This window comes from Pseudomonas sp. Irchel s3f7 (assembly GCF_900187615.1).
In the GTDB taxonomy this organism is placed as follows: Bacteria; Pseudomonadota; Gammaproteobacteria; order Pseudomonadales; family Pseudomonadaceae; genus Aquipseudomonas.
The window spans coordinates 137,778-152,446 of the sequence record NZ_FYDO01000011.1 but is presented as its reverse complement, the minus strand read 5'-3'; the positions used below and the strand labels follow the sequence as shown (position 1 = coordinate 152,446).

Sequence of the window (14,669 nt, the reverse complement as noted above, 5' to 3'; positions counted from 1 at the left end):
GGTTGATGCAGGGGGCCGCGTTGCGCGGTGCAGAATCGTCCGCATCGGGGTGTGATCTGGCTTACCGGTGCGCGCTTTCCCCGGTGCTTTGGCCTACCGTCGGCGCAGATCACACTCCGATGCGGCCTGGTGCTGGGGAGTACCAGGTGCTCGGGTGGGTTAACCGGATTCGAAGTGACCACCCACTTCCTCAACCATCACCGGTATAGGGCAGTTTTCGTCAGGCTGACGTGGCGCTGGCTGTTCAGTCGTCTTCACCCTGAGCGAGCATCTTTTCGATGTCGCCAGTGGTTGGCTTCTTCCAGTTCTTGATCTGTCCGGTTTCCAGATCGATGTTGAGGATCAGGTAGTCGCCGTAGTGATCGCCGGGGAAGAAGTCCGGCACGTAGCCTTCGTAGCTGCCTACTTCTTCGCCCTGTGCATCCTTCAGGCCGGCAGCGAAGCCGTCGCGCACCTTGATGTGCAGGTGCAACTCGGTCACGTCGACTTGCACCGTTTTCTGCTGGTTGATCTGCATGCTGCTGTCTCCGGTTGTTTTCCCAATGCACCCGAGTAACCAGGTGCATCAGTGAAAATTCCGTTCCTTCTGGCACCGCTTAGCGGGTCATTCACGCGGTTCGAGCCTTTCGCTCTAGTCAGCCGTCGAGGTGGTCCTCGCGTTGGTAGCCTTTCGGGGCTATCTGATCTCCGGTCGCCGTAGAGGCAGTGCCGTCTTTGTTCGTATTGCGCTGATTGTTAAAGAGCGACTCCTGATCGGAGCGGACCCTTTGAGGCCCTTCGCAGTGGCTGTGTGTCGCTGCGATGGGTGGACAATAAGCCAATGCCTAATATCTGTAAATAGGTAATGCCTAATTATTTCTGTGATTTTTTCACGAATCACCGCCTTATGTTCAGGGGTTACATTTTCGAGTGACTGATATAAGCTTTGCTAAACCTGTATGGATATACAGCATCAAGGAGCAAGTATGGCGAAGTCGAAGAGGCAAGAAAAACCAGTAGAGCGTCAGGAAATCAGCGGGATAGAGCGGCTAGGGCTGCGCGTATCGTCAATGATCAATCACCCGGTCGCGCAGACTCAGCGCTGGGTGACGATTCATCGCCTGGACACGGATGGAGATCGGGAGTGGGAGGAGGTGATGGGCTTGCTATCCGAAACGGATGGCATAGATATGACCTTCAACGATGACGAGTCGGTGACGTTGAAGTGGGAGGCGTGCGCTGAGGAAGATCGGCCGGTAGAAGTTAACGAGCCGGTGGAGGAGGCGGCGCCTTTTTGATGGGCGATAAAAAGCCCGCGTTCGGCGGGCTTATCTAGTCGGGTCGACTTCAGTCCTCGGGATCTTCCTCCACTTCAGGCTTCCACCTGGCGATAAGGTCAACCAACAGTTCGGCAATAGCATCACTGTTGTTTTCCAGTACTTTTAGATGCTCGTTGATTTGATTGGATACCTCCGTGGAGCCGCGCTGATCGATCCAAATACCGATCTCTTCAACGGCACAGCCTAGGGCCATGATGTTCTCGTTGAGGCGGTGGAGCAGGGCGGGGGTAGGATCGTCTGGCAGGGGCATGGCCTTTCTCCTGTGTCTAAAGAAAAGCGTAGCAGGCAGCAAAAAGCCCGCTCAGTGGCGGGCTCTCTGTAGATGGGGGCAAAGCGTTATTGACCTATTAGGACGGGCGCATCGTAGAATTTTTGTGCATGCCAGACCTTAAGTCTGGCTGTAGACCCGATGGCTGATTGGCCAATGGCTAAGCGAAAGTCAGCTGTATCTTTAATGGGGTTGTCATTGATTGCCACCACGACATCACCTCTTGATAGCCCGGCCTTTTCAGCGTTACTGCCAGGAGAAACACTATTAATCCATACGCCAGCTGTTGGAAGCTTTAGCTGTGGTGCTTTAACAGGATCAATTGTATCGATGGATGCCCCGATGCGGCCTGCCAGCGGGGACAGCGTAGGGCAATTTCTATCTTTAAGTGATTCCGTCACTGCAGATTTTTGAGCACGTCCCACTTGCGGAGCTATGGGGCCGGTAGAGGCTATCAAAGAGTCCGCGTCAGCCAAAGAAAGCTGTAAGTAGTCGCACGATCGGCCCTGATACTTTGCAACCGTTTCTCTGGCCAAAAACTCCTCCAGCGACGAGCCCTGCACAGACTTATTGGTGTTTGTTGTGGGGGTGACGAGGGCTATTGGCGCTGTCACAGGTGGGACGACGGCCGGTGATGGCGCGGAAGGCGTAGTGTTCGTTTTTACATCGTCCCCCCCAGACATAGACGCCGCGACCATCAGCCCCGTGCCGACTGCAGCCGCACCTAACAAGGCCCCCGAATCCATGCTCGCCGCCCCTATTACAAGGCCCACTACGGCTAATTCTCCTGCACCGCCATCGGAAGCACACCCACTTACGCCTGCAAAACAGTAAGCTGCCGCTAATAAACGGACTGACTTTGAGACGTCTACGAGCATTTAAATCCCCAGGGTGATGGACGATACGCACTCGTATCTCCATGCATAATGGCTATTCGCCTTGATTTTGTACACTTTCGAAATTTTCTAAGGCGTTGCGTTGGGGGGCGGGAGAGGGGCTGATACCGAATCGCAGGCAAAGAAAAGCCCGGCGCTTGGTCGGGCTTTCTGTGCGGGGTCAAATCCTTTTGTCTTTTCAATCTGCACTCCGATATGTGAGCGCTTCGTGAAAAGCATGTCGCAGAAACGAATGGGCCGATCAGTGGCGTGACCAGGGCTTTCAAGAGGGGGAGACGGGGAGGGAGAAATCAGGAAGTAAAACCCCCGCATGTGCGGGCAAAACTATTCGGCGATCTTTCAGCAGTCTCGTGGTCAGTGTAGATCCAACGAGGGAGGGTGCAAGGCTAGAACGAAGTAGCCCGGCGCAGTGGCCGGGCTTCTGGTAATCGAGGCCAAATCCGTTTGGCTGACTGCATTGTGCAGGGTGGATGTGACGATGGTGTGACATGGGCGGAAACGAAAAGCCCGGCGCTGGGCCGGGCTCTTTCATTGGCCGAATAACGTATTAGGAGGCGCTTTGGAAATGTCTAGGCCTTCGCAGTACAGCTCTTCGCCATTAGCTATAACTGAAAGCGTTAGTTTGCCTTCGGCTGGCACATTGAATGGAGACATCACGCCCATTAGCATAAGCATCATGCTTTTGCTGTCAGGTCTGTCTTTCATGCTCTGCGCCATAATTTCTTCGATCTGACTTTTGTCTAGAGCCATAGTGAAGACCTCGGTTCCCGCAAACGCACCAACCACGGTAAGCGACGTGACAGGCGCTGCTCGGGTCGCTGAAATGTTCAGCACCAGGCAAAGCTTAGGAAGCGAGCATGGAATTTCGGGGACCAAGCATTGCCCGGCGTAGATGCCAACCAGCGTAATCTTTCCACCGACTTCCTGGCGAATGTCATCACAGTATGTTGAGTGAACGTATCTAGTCATTTCCCAACCTTGCTTTCGTTGATCTCAGCCTGTCTCTCCAGGGCAGAGCTGATTACATCAAGTGACACGCCAAACACCGCACCAAGCTTCCGGCAGGTAGACATAACTGGCTCTTGGCGACCCATCTCCATCCGGGCCACGTGAGGCTGACTTGTCTCGAGTGCTGCAGCGAGCTGAGTTTGCGTTAAACCCGCCTTGAGTCGCAGCGTTTTCAGTGTGGTGCCGTCTTCTGGGTAAAGTGCATCTGCGACTAGAACTCTATTTTCCGCCAAACCCTTTGCGTGCAGTGGGTCGCGCTCCAATCGTTCAACAAACGCTGAAAACTTTGTGTGGCGAGCTGCTGCTTTGGATTTTTTTACCGTCGGGCTGAGGTTGTATACCTGCGGCGCATAACCTGATATGGCAGGGGTAGCGTCACCATAGCTCCTCTTCGATGGCACGATAGCTGGCGAAGACGCGTCGAGAAATGGGGCTAGCGAAGTCATAATTCCATGCTCTTTCAATGATTGCCAGGATGTAGATCTGCTCAGTTTTGGGGAATACGGCATACACAATCCTGAATTCGAAGCCTTTGCGGGATAGTTCAAAGTCACGTATCGCCCAAAGATTCATACCCTGCTCTTGGGCTTTACCCCAAGCTCTTACGTTGAATATAGCTCCGGGCGCAGGCTTCCACGGCGTCCCTCCATATCCATTGCGCAACAAGTCATCTAGTAAATCAGGGTCTGCAGTAAGCTGATCGATCGTATCCAATGCTTGATAGACAATTTTTGGGTCGATCCCCATCAATCTTTCAAGATCTTCCTCCAGATCGTCATGAGGGATTAGCTCGTACACTATATCGACCTAGGTATATTTTTTCCATTAAAGCCTAACCTGAGCATCAGGACAAGCAGCCAATCAGAAATTTGACTCGTGATTGAGATCTACCCAACTTTCCCCCGCACAATGCTTCCTCAACCAGCCATCGCAATTCTCAGTGCTATCGAAGCCTCAAGGAGCTTTTGCGCCTGCGTTGTGACAACCCACGCCAGCTCATCATTCCCAGCTTCTTTGAACGCTGTAGCCAGATCGAGCAGTTTCTCCACCTCAGCCTCGATGGCGCGAACGGATTCACCTATCTGGTATTGAATCGAGTGCGCCATGCCGTTAACCCTCGATCTGGATCACCTACGAATTACCTCCGTGCTTTAGCCTTATGTCGTCAGCTAGCCGCGGACTGAATTTGTCGACCTGAATGCCGGTAAGCTTGAGCACTGCTTGAGCCACTGCAATGTTGAGAGCTCTTTTTCCACGAAAGTAGGCGTTCGCGGCGGCAGGGCTTATCCCTAATTCACTCGCCACATGGCATTGGGTGATGCGCAATTCCTTGGGCCTGCTCTCGTTGTACTCAGCCATAGCTTTGCACAGGGCCAGGCACTCATCTTGTTCCCATATCCACAACCTGCTACGAAACATAAATACTCGCTCAAGCGCTCAAAGCCTCCTGGCTATGTGGTTCGTGTTATTTGCCCGCTCTTGACTTCATCCGCAAGCGCCATCAGCCGATCCTCGGTTTCTTGGAAACTCACGGCGATCCTCATGAGCTCCTGTGCGTCGTTTTCTTGTCCCGCCTCTGATAGCTTCGTTGCAACTTGGAGCAGATCGACACCTGACCACTTCAGTAGAGCGGCGGCCTGCTTCAGGTCGCGGCGCAGATCCTGGTTGGGCTTGGTGAGTGACATGAAGGCTCCTGCAGGTCTTCAGATGTGCCAGACATTAGCTGTGGGAAAACCATTTCTTGATCCTCTGCCGCACTGAGGGGCGAGGTGGATGGTGATCGCCAACCAAGCTTTCAAGTGCGAGAGTCGCTTTCGTGGTTCGCTCCCTTAGTGTGCTGAGTCGACTATGCAGCTCTTTCTTCAGGTGCTTTCGCTCGTCGGGCGGAGACAGCTCTATCAGCTTGCGAGCCATGAAAAAGTTCAGCTCCATCTGCTGGTCCAGAGCTTCGGTGATTTCGTTGATCGCAGTTTTCATTCGGAGCCAACTCAGTTTCAACACTGTTTACGCGTTTCAGCGCTACACCAGGTGAGCGTTCCACACCAGCAGTACGCGGGCCAGAATGTGTGTGTCGTCACGCCTTATCCGCTTAGCTGTATGCCGTGCGTTATCTGAGATGATCTCAAAATTATCAGCGTCAGCGACCTGCATGCGCTTGATGTACAGCAGGTCATCCCACGAATACAGGTAGATGCCGTCACCGACGAAGTCTCTGATGCTGATATCTACGATCAAAGGGTCGCGATGCTTGATCGTCGGTTCCATCGACTGACCCCAGCCAGTGACAAGCTTGAGGTAGTTGAAATCCTCGTACTCAACACCAAGCTCGCGAAGGTGTTTTTGACTTACACGTATGTCCTTCAGCATTTCTGGGAAGTCAGCTGCCTTCTGCCCGTCACCCATCGCGCCGCGGATGTCGTAGTGGGCAATTCTGATTTCGTCACCGACAAGACCTGGGCGAGAGAAGTCAGCTGTAACGACATTGCTTGGCGCTTCAGCCGCCGCGACTATCCGGTCACGAACATCGCTCGACAACCCTCTCCCTTGAGTCATCAGCATCCGACGAACGATTTCTGCCGCCGACAAGGCTGGATCCGGCTCGTCATCAACTTGACCAATAAGAGTGTCGGCTGGGCCGTCCGGTAGGTTTTCGAAAGAAAAACCAGGTCGCAAGCCCCAGTGCTCTGGGCCGACTACGTCCGCAAAATAATTGATCACGTCCATCAGCTTCGACTTGTCGATCCGGCCAGTTTTCACCCAGCCCTGTATCGACGGAGGCTTCACCAGGAAGTCGTCTGCGATTTTCTTCTTTGATACGCCCTTGGCGATCCGCGCAGCTTCAATCGCTGCGCCTAATTCTGGTCCGGTAAGCATTGCCTAATTAGGCCTATTGGCGTGTTGGTTAGGCAATGGCTTGCTAGAAATAAGGTATTGCCTTATATTCATTTCAAATCTCCAGGAGAGAACTCATGAAATCAGCAGAAGCAGCCAAAAAAGCATCCCGTTTGCTGGGCAGCCAGGCGGAGATGGCGCGCCTGCTTCAGGTAACTGCGCCGACCGTTAACCAATGGTGCTCGGGGGAGCGCGCGGTACCAGCAAAGCGCGCCTTACAAATTGAGGCTTTGACCGAGGGCCTGATCAAAAAGGCCGACCTCTGCCCAACTTTTCCTTGGGCGCAGATCTGTTCTGAACCCAGCGAAACCCTTTCTGCCGCCTAACAAATTCATCAGCCACAAGGAAATCCCAGCATGTACATGGACCCCAATCAAAAGCGCGCCATTCCGGTGAAGGTTCGTTTCGAACCTGTTCTTGATCGGATTCTGCGTCGAGCCGCAACGAAAACCCGCATGCAGCATGCGACCTATCTCTACGAAATCATCGAGTGGGCCGTTGCGAACGGCGTTATCGAGGAACTCATGCAGGACAAACAAGAAGATATCGCGGGCTGAAGCCCCTTTGGAGGGCCAAATGACCGTAGAGCTTGAAAGGCTGCCTCCGCAGACGCGGAAGAGGGTGGAAGAGCTAATGCATGCCAACGGCTGGAGCCTCAGCCAAACCATCAATGAAATGACAGAGCTCGCCATTGCTTACGGGGCACTTTCAGAAGTGGGCCGCAAAAAAGCCAAGGTGCTGCAACTGGTGACCCCAATGAGGGCCTCTTGCAGGGACTCTTCCGGGTAACCCAGAGGGCCTCTGCCAAATCCGAGACGAAAAAAAGCCGGGGTAGTGACCCGGCTCTCTTAAAACACGCTGTGGAGCAAATCATGCACCAATCAATCCAAACGATCAATACCCCGGCCAGTGTCGCGACACAATTTGGCAGCGGTGAAAACGTGTCGCGTATTCCAACTCAGTTTAGCTTTCACGGGCTTCTGGTTCGCGTGATCGACGACGGAAGCGGTGAGCCACTGTTCATCGCCAGGGATGTGGCGGAGGCTCTCGGCTATGCCAACACGTCCAAGGCGATCAACGCGCACTGCAAGGCGGTTAGTACCTGCCATACCCAAATGGGAGGTCAGGTCAGGGCGGTACAGATAATCCCCGAGCGCGATCTTTACCGGCTTGTGATGAGGTCGAAGCTGCCGGCCGCCGAACAGTTCGAAGAGTGGGTGGTTGGCCAAGTACTGCCGAGCATCCGCAAAACCGGCCAGTACTCGGCGCCGGCGCCGAACAACTCCAAAATCGTCGGCGAGCTGGCAATCCTGGAATGCTTCGACCGCCTGCTGAAGCCTGCACCGTCCAGCAAGATGATGATGCTGGCCCAGATCGCCGCCAACAACGGGCTCGACGCCAAGTTCCTGCCCGGCTACGCCGTAGACGCCGCCCCTGATGCGGCTGGCGGATCTTCCATGCCGACTAAGGCCGTCACCGCTCTAATTAAGGACAACGGCATCAGCAGTACTGCTCCCGGCTTCAATCGCGCCCTGGCTGCCTATGGCTTCCTCAAGACCATGCAGCGCAAGAACTCCAAGGGCGAAACCGTCGACTTCTGGTCCGTCACCGAGAAGGGCCTCAAGTACGGCAAGAACCTCACCAGCCCGCAATGCCCCCGTGAGACGCAACCTCACTGGTACGTCGATCGTTTCCTCGAACTGGCCGACCTGATCGGCAAAGGCAGCAAGTAATGGCCGGAGACTGGATCAAAATGCGCATCGAACTTCAAACCCATCCGAAAGTATTCCGCATGGTGTCCGCATTGAGTGCGGACAGGTTGCGGATTATCGGCGGACTGCATGTCGCTTGGAGCACTTTCGACACTCATTGTGATGACGGCGTGCTGGTCGGTTACACCGCTGAGGCAATGGATGCTGTCGTCGGCTGGCCAGGCTTCACGCAGGCAATGATCGACGTTGAGTGGGCCTGCATTGAGTCTGGAGGCCTTGTAATGCCTCGCTTTGACGAACATAACGGGGCCAGTGCGAAGCGCCGGGCGAACGATAACGAGCGTAAGCGCAACGACAGAAAGACGAAAAACGTCCGCAAAGTGTCCGCTAGTGATGCGGACAAATTGCGGACCAGAGAAGAGAAGAGAAGAGAAGATAAAGATCAAAAGCCTTATGGCGATGATGCAGTCGATTCGGCTGAGCTGTTCGCCAGGTTCTGGTCGCTGTATCCCCGCAAGGTCGGCAAGGAGGCTGCGCGCAAGGCGTGGGACAAGCTCACCCTGACCGTCGAGCTCTTCGCGGTGATGGCTCAGGCGCTGGGTGCGCAGAGCGTCAGCACGGAGTGGACCAAGGACAACGGCCAGTTCATCCCGCACCCGTCGACCTGGCTCAACGGCAAGCGCTGGGAGGACGAGGTGCCAGAGCCGGCGCCTGCGGGAAGCAACGTCCACCCGTTCCCGCCGCGTCGTCAGGCCAACGGCCCCGACTTCGACGACAAGAGCTGGGCTGATGACTTGGGGGCGCTGTGATGAAAACTCCGAATCAGCTCATGCAGACCCTGGGCAACCTGCCAGTGGTGGAGACTGCTCCGCTTAAGATCGACACCGGTACCGCCGACGTCGTGAACTCGCTGTTCAAGGAGTTGCAGGCGATCTTCCCGGCGTGGCGACAGGCTTGGCCAACCGATGAGGCGCTGATGACTGCCAAGCGCACCTGGGTGAAGGCGTTCATGACCGAGGGTATCAAGCAGATCGAGCAGATCCGCTTCGGCCTGCAGAACTGCCGCAAGCTGGGCAGCGACTTCGCGCCGTCGGTTGGGAAGTTCATCCAGATGTGCCAGCCAACCCCTGAAGCCCTCGGCATACCGTCTCACGAAGCCGCCTACGCCGAATCCGTCGCCAATGCTCACCCGAGCAAGGCAGGCAGCCGGGAGTGGTCGCATCAGGCCGTGTACCACGCTGCGAGCCAGTGCGGCTTCAACGCACTGAACACGATGAAGGCCGAGGTCAGCCGCAAGCTGTTCGACCGTAACTACGACATCACCATCCGCATGATGCTCGCCGGTGAGCGCCTGCGGAACATTCCGCTGGCCCTGCCTGAGCGTGTCGACGGCCGCACAACACCAGCGATTGGCAATCGAGCACTGGCGGATCTTCGCAAGAACCGGGGAGGGCATGCACATGGGTAACGAAAGGATGCGTGAAGAGTTCGAGGCGTGGGTGCTGAGTGAATATCCCAACCAGCGTATGAGCAAGTTCGCTGACGGTGAGTACCACAGCACCACGATTCAGTACTGCTGGCTGGCATGGCAGGCCGCACGCCTTCCTACCGGCGTTGTTTCAGCAACTGCGTGGCGCGTGATCGACGGCAAAGGAAAGCGGTTCACCGTTTACAACAAGGACTTGGCGATGGCTATCAGTGATGCTGGGTTGCACGTCGCTCCGATGTGTGACGTTCCGCCAGAGGGCTGGGAGTGCAGTCGAACAAGTGGTCACGAAGGCCCATGCGCCGCTTCGGAGGTGCAGCTATGACCATCGACATAAGCGCGCTGACTATCCGTGAGGTTGCGCACTACAACGGCGGCAAGGCCTTTTTCGCCTATGGCTATGAGTGTGTACAGCACCCACGGCTGACGCTGTTCAGGCGGTTTGACCGGAAGCTGAAGACCGTCACGAACACCTGGCGCGTAGATGGTGCCGATCAGTCCAGCCTTGAGGCCGCGGTCGCAGCGCTGGGCGAGGTGACCCAATGACGGACAAAATCAGCGTCAACAGCCAAGCCAAGCTGTCCGAGGCAATCACCAGCCTGACCACCATGTACCGCGACAAGAAGTTCGTCGTCGTGTCGCTGCGCCCGGGCAAGGATCGCACCCTCGACCAGAATGCCTTGTGGTTTTCGCTGTACCAGCGCATCGCAGCGATGACGCAGATCGGTGACGTGGAGGACGCCCGCCGGTACTGCAAGTTGCACTTTGGCGTTCAGATCCTGCTGAACGAGGACGACGACTTCCGTGCGGCCTGGTACCAAACCATGCGTCATCTGACCTACGCACAGAAGCTCGACATGATGGGCGGCTGTTCGCTGTTCGGTCCTGACGGATTCCCGGTAACTCGGTTGTTCAGTCGCGCCCAGGGCATCGCCTACACCGATCGCATCGTGGCCGACTTCACGGAGCGCGGCGTGGTGTTCACGGATCTGCTGGGCGAGGTGGCTGCATGAAGCGCACGCCACTGCAACGCAAGACCCCGCTCACATCCAGAGGCCCGCGCCGCAAGCGCTGCCCGTCCTGTCTGGTGATGTTCGCACCTGCCCGCGCCTCGCAGGCGGTGTGCGGCGAGATTGAGTGCGCCATCGCTCACGGTCAGTCGGAGAAAGGGCAGGAAACCGCTCGTAAGGCCCTAGCGGATATAGGTCGCCGTGACATCAAGGTCCGCAAAGAGGCCCTGAAAAGTCGCGGAGATCACCTCAAGGATGCCGAAAAAGCCGTCCGGGACTACCGCCGCACCTACGAGGTGATCATCGGCAGTGGCTGCATCAGCTGCGGTGAGTCGCAGGAATCGATTCTGGCGGCTCAGGGCTGGAAGACTGGTGGCGCCTTCGATGCCGGCCACTTCCTCGGTAAGGGCGCACGCCCAGAGCTGAGGCTGATTCCAGCCAACATATGGCTCCAGTGCAAAAGCTGCAATTCCGGCTCCTACATGCACGCACGCAAAGGGCATACAGTTTCGCAGGGGTTCCGGGTTGGATTGATCGCTCGCATCGGTCTTGAGGCCGTAGAGGCGCTTGAGGCCGACCACGAGCCGCGCAAGTACACCGTCGATGAACTGAAAGCGATCACAGCCGAATACCGGGCAAAGACCAGAGAACTCAAAAGGAGCGCGGCATGACCTATCGCAACGTGGTATCCGCAGTAGTTCGGGCGCTGGCCGCCGAAACCATCAACTCTGCTGGTGGGTGCGACTTTGAGCCGAAGGTGCAGTGCGCCAAGCAGAAAGGGGAGATCGTCGGCAAGGAGGCCGCTTTCCTCACCGACTGCTGGGTGTTCGGTCGCCTGCACAAGTCTCTGTCGGCTGCACACTGGAGAGTTCTGGTTGCGAAGTACTCCGCGCACGACGAACGCAAGCATGGCGCCATCCTGGAGTTGTTGAACTCGGTCAAGTCGCCAGCACCGAAGCGGTTCCGGGAGTGCGCGATTCTGACATGGGCCATTCCGCAGGTTGGCGGCAGGCATGAGTCAGCCACAGTCGAAGTGGTCAGTCGTGAGGCCGAGGCTATTGCCAAGAACAAGGCCTTGGTTGATTCGTTCAATGAGAAGGGCTTGCGCGGTATGGATGACACCGTGGACCGCAAGCAGACGCTGAAGCGATCAACAGCCGTGCTGCCTGCCGCCTGGTACAACATCGACAACTGGGACAACGACGGCAAGCCAGAGTCGACCCGGTACCGGTGGCGCTCATCGATCCGCAAGAGCCTGGATGATCTGGTAAACGAAGCATTGACTGCGGCGCAAGAGATCATGGATGCAGAAGGTTTAATCGAAAGTTGTGCGGCATAGCGAATAGTTATTGCAAGTAGTGAGAGAATGAGAGAATATTTACCCATCCTGTCGATCTTGCGCGTTAGGGATTGACACAAACAAACCCGGCCACTGCGTCGGGTTTTTTATTGCCCGCGATTTACCCAAGCCCTCGGCGCTTCAATCGTCTCGCCGGAAGAGGGCCTCATTCAGGCCTCTGCATTCGCAGGGGCCTTTTCGTATCTGGTACCCACGCCATCGTCTTTGCTTCGAGCGGATGAGAGAGGCGTGGAGTGCCGGACCTATTCTCGCGCTCCCCGAAAGGGAGGAATCCGGATGCCAAACATGCCCTTGAAGATGGCTAGGCCAATAAGCCTCGGTCAGGAAGAGTTGCGCCTCCTTTTTGAATATGAGCCAGATAGCGGTCTGCTTCGATGGCGCGAAAAGGATCGCTCACTGTTCAGTAGCGATAGCCGGTGCCGCGGATGGAATACCAGGTTTGCTGGTGCTGTAGCTGGAACCAAGAAGCAGAGTGAGGGAAAGCAATACATACAAGTGAGCGTGCATGGTCGTGTCTACCCATGCCACCGCTTGATATGGATTTTGCTGCACGGAAGTATTGATGAAGCCCTGGTCATTGACCATCTGAACGGTGTCGGGACGGACAATCGCTTGATCAATCTGCGACTTGTTGCTCACTCAGAGAACCAAAGGAACCTATCGCTCCGGGTTACAAATCGGAGCGGGGTTATCGGTGTGTATTGGTGTCGAAAGACAATGAAGTGGACCGGGCAGATAACCACGAATGGCAAGCACAAGTGCATTGGCTACTACCTATCAATTGATGATGCCGCCAATGCTCGCAAGGCGCTTGAGCGTGAGTTCGGTTACCACGAGCTGCACGGCATGCCTGTAGCGCGGAAGGCTGCATCTATCTAGCGCCTACATGAGGCGAGCAGAGAATGAATATGCCAGAGAAAAATCCAGACACCTGGCTCATCGTCATGGCCTGGCTTAGCCAACACTCCCCGATGTTCTACGCCGCGGCGCTGTCGTGCTGGATCGCCTTCTTGCGTGTCATCTACGGGGGAGGCGGACGGCGACAGGCCCTGCTCGAATCCTGCCTGTGTGGCGCGATCACAGCTGGGGCGTTCCCGCTGCTCGAATACTTCAACCTGCCTTCAAGCCTTGCAGCTGCCCTCGGCGCTGTCATCGGTACCCTCGGCGTGAAGAAGGTTGCCGACCTGGCCGACCGATTCACCGACTTCAAATTGCCCAAGCGGCAGGAGTGACTATGCAACTGATCGACAACTGGAAAAAAGCGCTGAGCATGACCAGCGTTCAGGCGGGTGGTGCCATTGCTGCACTGGGTATCGCTGAACAGCTGATGCCGCAACTTCAGGCTGTGCTGCCACCGATGGCCTATGGCGTGCTGGGTGTCCTAGTGATGATCGCCCGGGTGATCCTTCAGCCGAAGCTGAGCAAATGAGTAGCGTCACCCGTCTGCACCATTCCCTGCCGCTGCCGGCCGATGTAGGTGTAGCGGTAAAGGATCTGGACGACGCCCTGGTGCAAGCCATCAAGGCCGCCAAGGCTGCTGGATTACCTCAGGGCCTAATCGTGTCGCTGCTCCATGGGCATGCGCACTGTGAGACGGCGACGATGGTGGCGCGCTAACATCTCCTAGTCTCGTATTAGGAGGAGCGTTGCATGCAAGAAGATCCAAGGGTTACCGCGCTTGATGATCACTACTACAAAGGCAATCTAACCTTTGATCAATTTGTGCTGGGCGTGGCGCTTGCTGCGTGTGCATATCTTGCCCAAACATTGAAGTACGGGGTAATCGGCTGGAACGAACAAACATTGCAGATTATCCCTCTGCTGATTCTTGGGATAGGTGCGTGGCTTGGGTTTAAGAGGGTCGAGAGCACGATCACTCTAATCAGTATAAATGCTCGCCACCTGGAGCTTTGTCATGCGAATCCAAAAAGGAGCTTTCCAAATCTTAAAGAGCAGATGAACAAACAAAGTCTCCGAACTGGTTTTTTCTACAGATGGCGTAACCGAGTTATTTTTCTCGGCCTCGCTTCGCACGTAGGGGTCAAAGTGCTGATCTCGTATCCCATCTTCTAGGTATTGGATGGAGCTAATGGACAGGCCGTACCCACCAGTGTCATTGCTTGAGCTGTCCGGTCTATCCGACTTCGGTATGCGACTCACTCCAGCGCCCGAGGTATGGGAGTGGCTCCAGGCCGAGATCCTGGCCGACACCGGCAGCATTCACAACCAAGACCATGCTCATCTGATCGACGCTGACATCCGTGTGATGTGGGCATCGGCTGCATTCAGCAAGAAGGGACGCACGGTGGTTGGTCAGGCCGAGCAAGTAGCGTTCCGCGCGGGTGGATGGCAGAAGGCCCGGATGGAGCAGCAGATGTTCGATTGGTTTGGCACTGTGCCGACCTACATCATCACCCTGGCTGCTGATTACTGCGCCCAGTGCTCCGACGCTGACTTCTGCGCACTGATCGAGCATGAGCTTTACCACATCGCCCAGGCGAAGGATCAGTACGGCGCCCCCAAGTTCACCCAGGAAGGCTTGCCAAAGCTTGAGATGCGCGGACACGACGTTGAAGAGTTCGTCGGTGTGGTCCGTCGCTATGGTGCGAGCCCTGACGTTCAAGCTTTGGTGGATGCTGCAAACAGTCCCGCTGAGGTGGGGAAATTGAACATATCGAGGGCCTGCGGAACCTGTCTGCTCAAGTCGGCCTGATGTGA

General features: G+C 56.0%; 30 protein-coding genes. 18 read left to right on the top strand and 12 right to left on the bottom strand.

From position 1 onward, the window contains the following. Positions 1-244: 244 nt before the first annotated feature. Complete coding sequence (locus CKW19_RS12005) at positions 245-517, bottom strand: hypothetical protein (protein ID WP_095058067.1); 273 nt, start codon at positions 515-517, stop codon at positions 245-247. Positions 518-965: 448 nt separating this feature from the next. On the opposite strand from CKW19_RS12005, the gene CKW19_RS12000 reads away from it, so the two are divergent. Next, positions 966-1,277, top strand: coding sequence for a DUF1654 domain-containing protein (locus CKW19_RS12000; RefSeq protein ID WP_095058066.1), 312 nt, complete (start codon positions 966-968; stop codon positions 1,275-1,277). A 49-nt stretch (positions 1,278-1,326) separates the two neighbouring features. Here the strand turns inward: CKW19_RS12000 and CKW19_RS11995 are convergent, their stop codons facing one another. The 10 genes from CKW19_RS11995 to CKW19_RS11955 form a co-directional block, all read right to left on the bottom strand. Next, positions 1,327-1,569: a hypothetical protein gene (locus tag CKW19_RS11995; protein WP_095058065.1), complete on the bottom strand. Its 243-nt coding sequence runs from the start codon at positions 1,567-1,569 to the stop codon at positions 1,327-1,329. A gap of 86 nt (positions 1,570-1,655) precedes the next feature. Then, positions 1,656-2,123, bottom strand: coding sequence for a PDZ domain-containing protein (locus CKW19_RS28730; RefSeq protein ID WP_159953394.1), 468 nt, complete (start codon positions 2,121-2,123; stop codon positions 1,656-1,658). 888 nt (positions 2,124-3,011) lie between these two features. Beyond that, positions 3,012-3,452, bottom strand: a complete 441-nt coding sequence (locus CKW19_RS11985) for a hypothetical protein (RefSeq protein ID WP_095058063.1) — start codon at positions 3,450-3,452, stop codon at positions 3,012-3,014. Then, complete coding sequence (locus tag CKW19_RS11980) at positions 3,449-3,937, bottom strand: helix-turn-helix transcriptional regulator (protein WP_160012837.1); 489 nt, start codon at positions 3,935-3,937, stop codon at positions 3,449-3,451. Before CKW19_RS11980 ends, CKW19_RS11985 begins: the two co-directional genes overlap by 4 nt. Further along, positions 3,867-4,289 carry a hypothetical protein gene (locus CKW19_RS28725; protein ID WP_160012836.1) on the bottom strand — a complete coding sequence of 141 codons (423 nt, stop codon included), beginning with the start codon at positions 4,287-4,289 and terminating at the stop codon, positions 3,867-3,869. The genes CKW19_RS11980 and CKW19_RS28725 overlap by 71 nt, the downstream gene beginning before the upstream one ends. A 119-nt stretch (positions 4,290-4,408) precedes the next feature. Next, entirely contained in the window at positions 4,409-4,597 is a 189-nt protein-coding gene (locus tag CKW19_RS11975; RefSeq protein WP_095058061.1) for a hypothetical protein, read from the bottom strand. 25 nt (positions 4,598-4,622) lie between these two features. Next, a complete protein-coding gene (locus CKW19_RS29510) occupies positions 4,623-4,850 on the bottom strand; it encodes a helix-turn-helix transcriptional regulator (RefSeq protein WP_160012835.1) in 228 nt (75 codons plus the stop codon). A 92-nt stretch (positions 4,851-4,942) separates the two neighbouring features. Next, positions 4,943-5,176 (bottom strand): hypothetical protein, encoded by a 234-nt coding sequence (locus tag CKW19_RS11965; protein ID WP_095058059.1) that lies wholly within the window; start codon positions 5,174-5,176, stop codon positions 4,943-4,945. A gap of 34 nt (positions 5,177-5,210) precedes the next feature. Next, positions 5,211-5,468 (bottom strand): hypothetical protein, encoded by a 258-nt coding sequence (locus CKW19_RS11960; protein WP_095058058.1) that lies wholly within the window; start codon positions 5,466-5,468, stop codon positions 5,211-5,213. A gap of 42 nt (positions 5,469-5,510) precedes the next feature. Further along, complete coding sequence (locus CKW19_RS11955) at positions 5,511-6,365, bottom strand: S24 family peptidase (RefSeq protein ID WP_095058057.1); 855 nt, start codon at positions 6,363-6,365, stop codon at positions 5,511-5,513. Between the two features lie 95 nt (positions 6,366-6,460). Here CKW19_RS11955 and CKW19_RS11950 point away from each other — a divergent pair, with 95 nt between their 5' ends. The 11 genes from CKW19_RS11950 (at position 6,461) to CKW19_RS11900 (ending at position 11,930) form a co-directional block, all read left to right on the top strand. Further along, positions 6,461-6,709, top strand: coding sequence for a Cro/CI family transcriptional regulator (locus tag CKW19_RS11950; protein WP_095058056.1), 249 nt, complete (start codon positions 6,461-6,463; stop codon positions 6,707-6,709). Between the two features lie 30 nt (positions 6,710-6,739). Beyond that, the gene (locus CKW19_RS11945) at positions 6,740-6,940 is read left to right on the top strand and encodes a hypothetical protein (protein WP_009048020.1); all 201 of its coding nucleotides are present in this window, start codon (positions 6,740-6,742) and stop codon (positions 6,938-6,940) included. Between the two features lie 19 nt (positions 6,941-6,959). Next, complete coding sequence (locus CKW19_RS11940; protein WP_095058055.1) at positions 6,960-7,172, top strand: hypothetical protein; 213 nt, start codon at positions 6,960-6,962, stop codon at positions 7,170-7,172. A gap of 83 nt (positions 7,173-7,255) precedes the next feature. Then, positions 7,256-8,116: a BRO family protein gene (locus CKW19_RS11935; protein ID WP_095058054.1), complete on the top strand. Its 861-nt coding sequence runs from the start codon at positions 7,256-7,258 to the stop codon at positions 8,114-8,116. After that, positions 8,116-8,904: a Pyocin large subunit-like protein gene (locus tag CKW19_RS11930; RefSeq protein ID WP_095058053.1), complete on the top strand. Its 789-nt coding sequence runs from the start codon at positions 8,116-8,118 to the stop codon at positions 8,902-8,904. Before CKW19_RS11935 ends, CKW19_RS11930 begins: the two co-directional genes overlap by 1 nt. Further along, on the top strand, positions 8,904-9,563 hold the full coding sequence (locus CKW19_RS11925; protein WP_095058052.1) for a replication protein P: 660 nt from the start codon (positions 8,904-8,906) through the stop codon (positions 9,561-9,563). The genes CKW19_RS11930 and CKW19_RS11925 overlap by 1 nt, the downstream gene beginning before the upstream one ends. Beyond that, the gene (locus tag CKW19_RS11920) at positions 9,556-9,906 is read left to right on the top strand and encodes a hypothetical protein (protein ID WP_143500340.1); all 351 of its coding nucleotides are present in this window, start codon (positions 9,556-9,558) and stop codon (positions 9,904-9,906) included. The genes CKW19_RS11925 and CKW19_RS11920 overlap by 8 nt, the downstream gene beginning before the upstream one ends. Continuing rightward, entirely contained in the window at positions 9,903-10,127 is a 225-nt protein-coding gene (locus tag CKW19_RS11915) for a hypothetical protein (RefSeq protein WP_095058050.1), read from the top strand. Before CKW19_RS11920 ends, CKW19_RS11915 begins: the two co-directional genes overlap by 4 nt. Next, positions 10,124-10,594, top strand: a complete 471-nt coding sequence (locus CKW19_RS11910) for a hypothetical protein (protein ID WP_095058049.1) — start codon at positions 10,124-10,126, stop codon at positions 10,592-10,594. Before CKW19_RS11915 ends, CKW19_RS11910 begins: the two co-directional genes overlap by 4 nt. Continuing rightward, complete coding sequence (locus CKW19_RS11905) at positions 10,591-11,262, top strand: recombination protein NinG (RefSeq protein WP_095058048.1); 672 nt, start codon at positions 10,591-10,593, stop codon at positions 11,260-11,262. The genes CKW19_RS11910 and CKW19_RS11905 overlap by 4 nt, the downstream gene beginning before the upstream one ends. Next, positions 11,259-11,930: a hypothetical protein gene (locus CKW19_RS11900; RefSeq protein WP_095058047.1), complete on the top strand. Its 672-nt coding sequence runs from the start codon at positions 11,259-11,261 to the stop codon at positions 11,928-11,930. The genes CKW19_RS11905 and CKW19_RS11900 overlap by 4 nt, the downstream gene beginning before the upstream one ends. Positions 11,931-12,344: 414 nt before the next feature. Here CKW19_RS11900 and CKW19_RS29065 read toward each other — a convergent pair whose 3' ends face one another. Continuing rightward, positions 12,345-12,590 carry a hypothetical protein gene (locus CKW19_RS29065; RefSeq protein ID WP_256580328.1) on the bottom strand — a complete coding sequence of 82 codons (246 nt, stop codon included), beginning with the start codon at positions 12,588-12,590 and terminating at the stop codon, positions 12,345-12,347. Between CKW19_RS29065 and CKW19_RS29505 the strand changes: the two genes are divergently transcribed. From CKW19_RS29505 to CKW19_RS11870, 6 genes are read left to right on the top strand one after another with little or no spacing between them, the layout of a single operon-like run. Further along, positions 12,483-12,830: an HNH endonuclease gene (locus CKW19_RS29505; RefSeq protein WP_371856346.1), complete on the top strand. Its 348-nt coding sequence runs from the start codon at positions 12,483-12,485 to the stop codon at positions 12,828-12,830. The genes CKW19_RS29065 and CKW19_RS29505 overlap by 108 nt on opposite strands. Before the next feature lie 23 nt (positions 12,831-12,853). After that, on the top strand, positions 12,854-13,183 hold the full coding sequence (locus CKW19_RS11890) for a phage holin, lambda family (RefSeq protein ID WP_095058045.1): 330 nt from the start codon (positions 12,854-12,856) through the stop codon (positions 13,181-13,183). 2 nt (positions 13,184-13,185) lie between these two features. After that, a complete protein-coding gene (locus CKW19_RS11885; RefSeq protein WP_095058044.1) occupies positions 13,186-13,380 on the top strand; it encodes a hypothetical protein in 195 nt (64 codons plus the stop codon). After that, positions 13,377-13,568: a hypothetical protein gene (locus CKW19_RS11880; protein ID WP_095058043.1), complete on the top strand. Its 192-nt coding sequence runs from the start codon at positions 13,377-13,379 to the stop codon at positions 13,566-13,568. Before CKW19_RS11885 ends, CKW19_RS11880 begins: the two co-directional genes overlap by 4 nt. Before the next feature lie 33 nt (positions 13,569-13,601). Then, positions 13,602-14,024, top strand: a complete 423-nt coding sequence (locus CKW19_RS11875) for a hypothetical protein (protein ID WP_095058042.1) — start codon at positions 13,602-13,604, stop codon at positions 14,022-14,024. A 16-nt stretch (positions 14,025-14,040) separates the two neighbouring features. Next, positions 14,041-14,664, top strand: a complete 624-nt coding sequence (locus CKW19_RS11870) for a putative metallopeptidase (protein ID WP_095058041.1) — start codon at positions 14,041-14,043, stop codon at positions 14,662-14,664. Positions 14,665-14,669 lie beyond the last annotated feature (5 nt).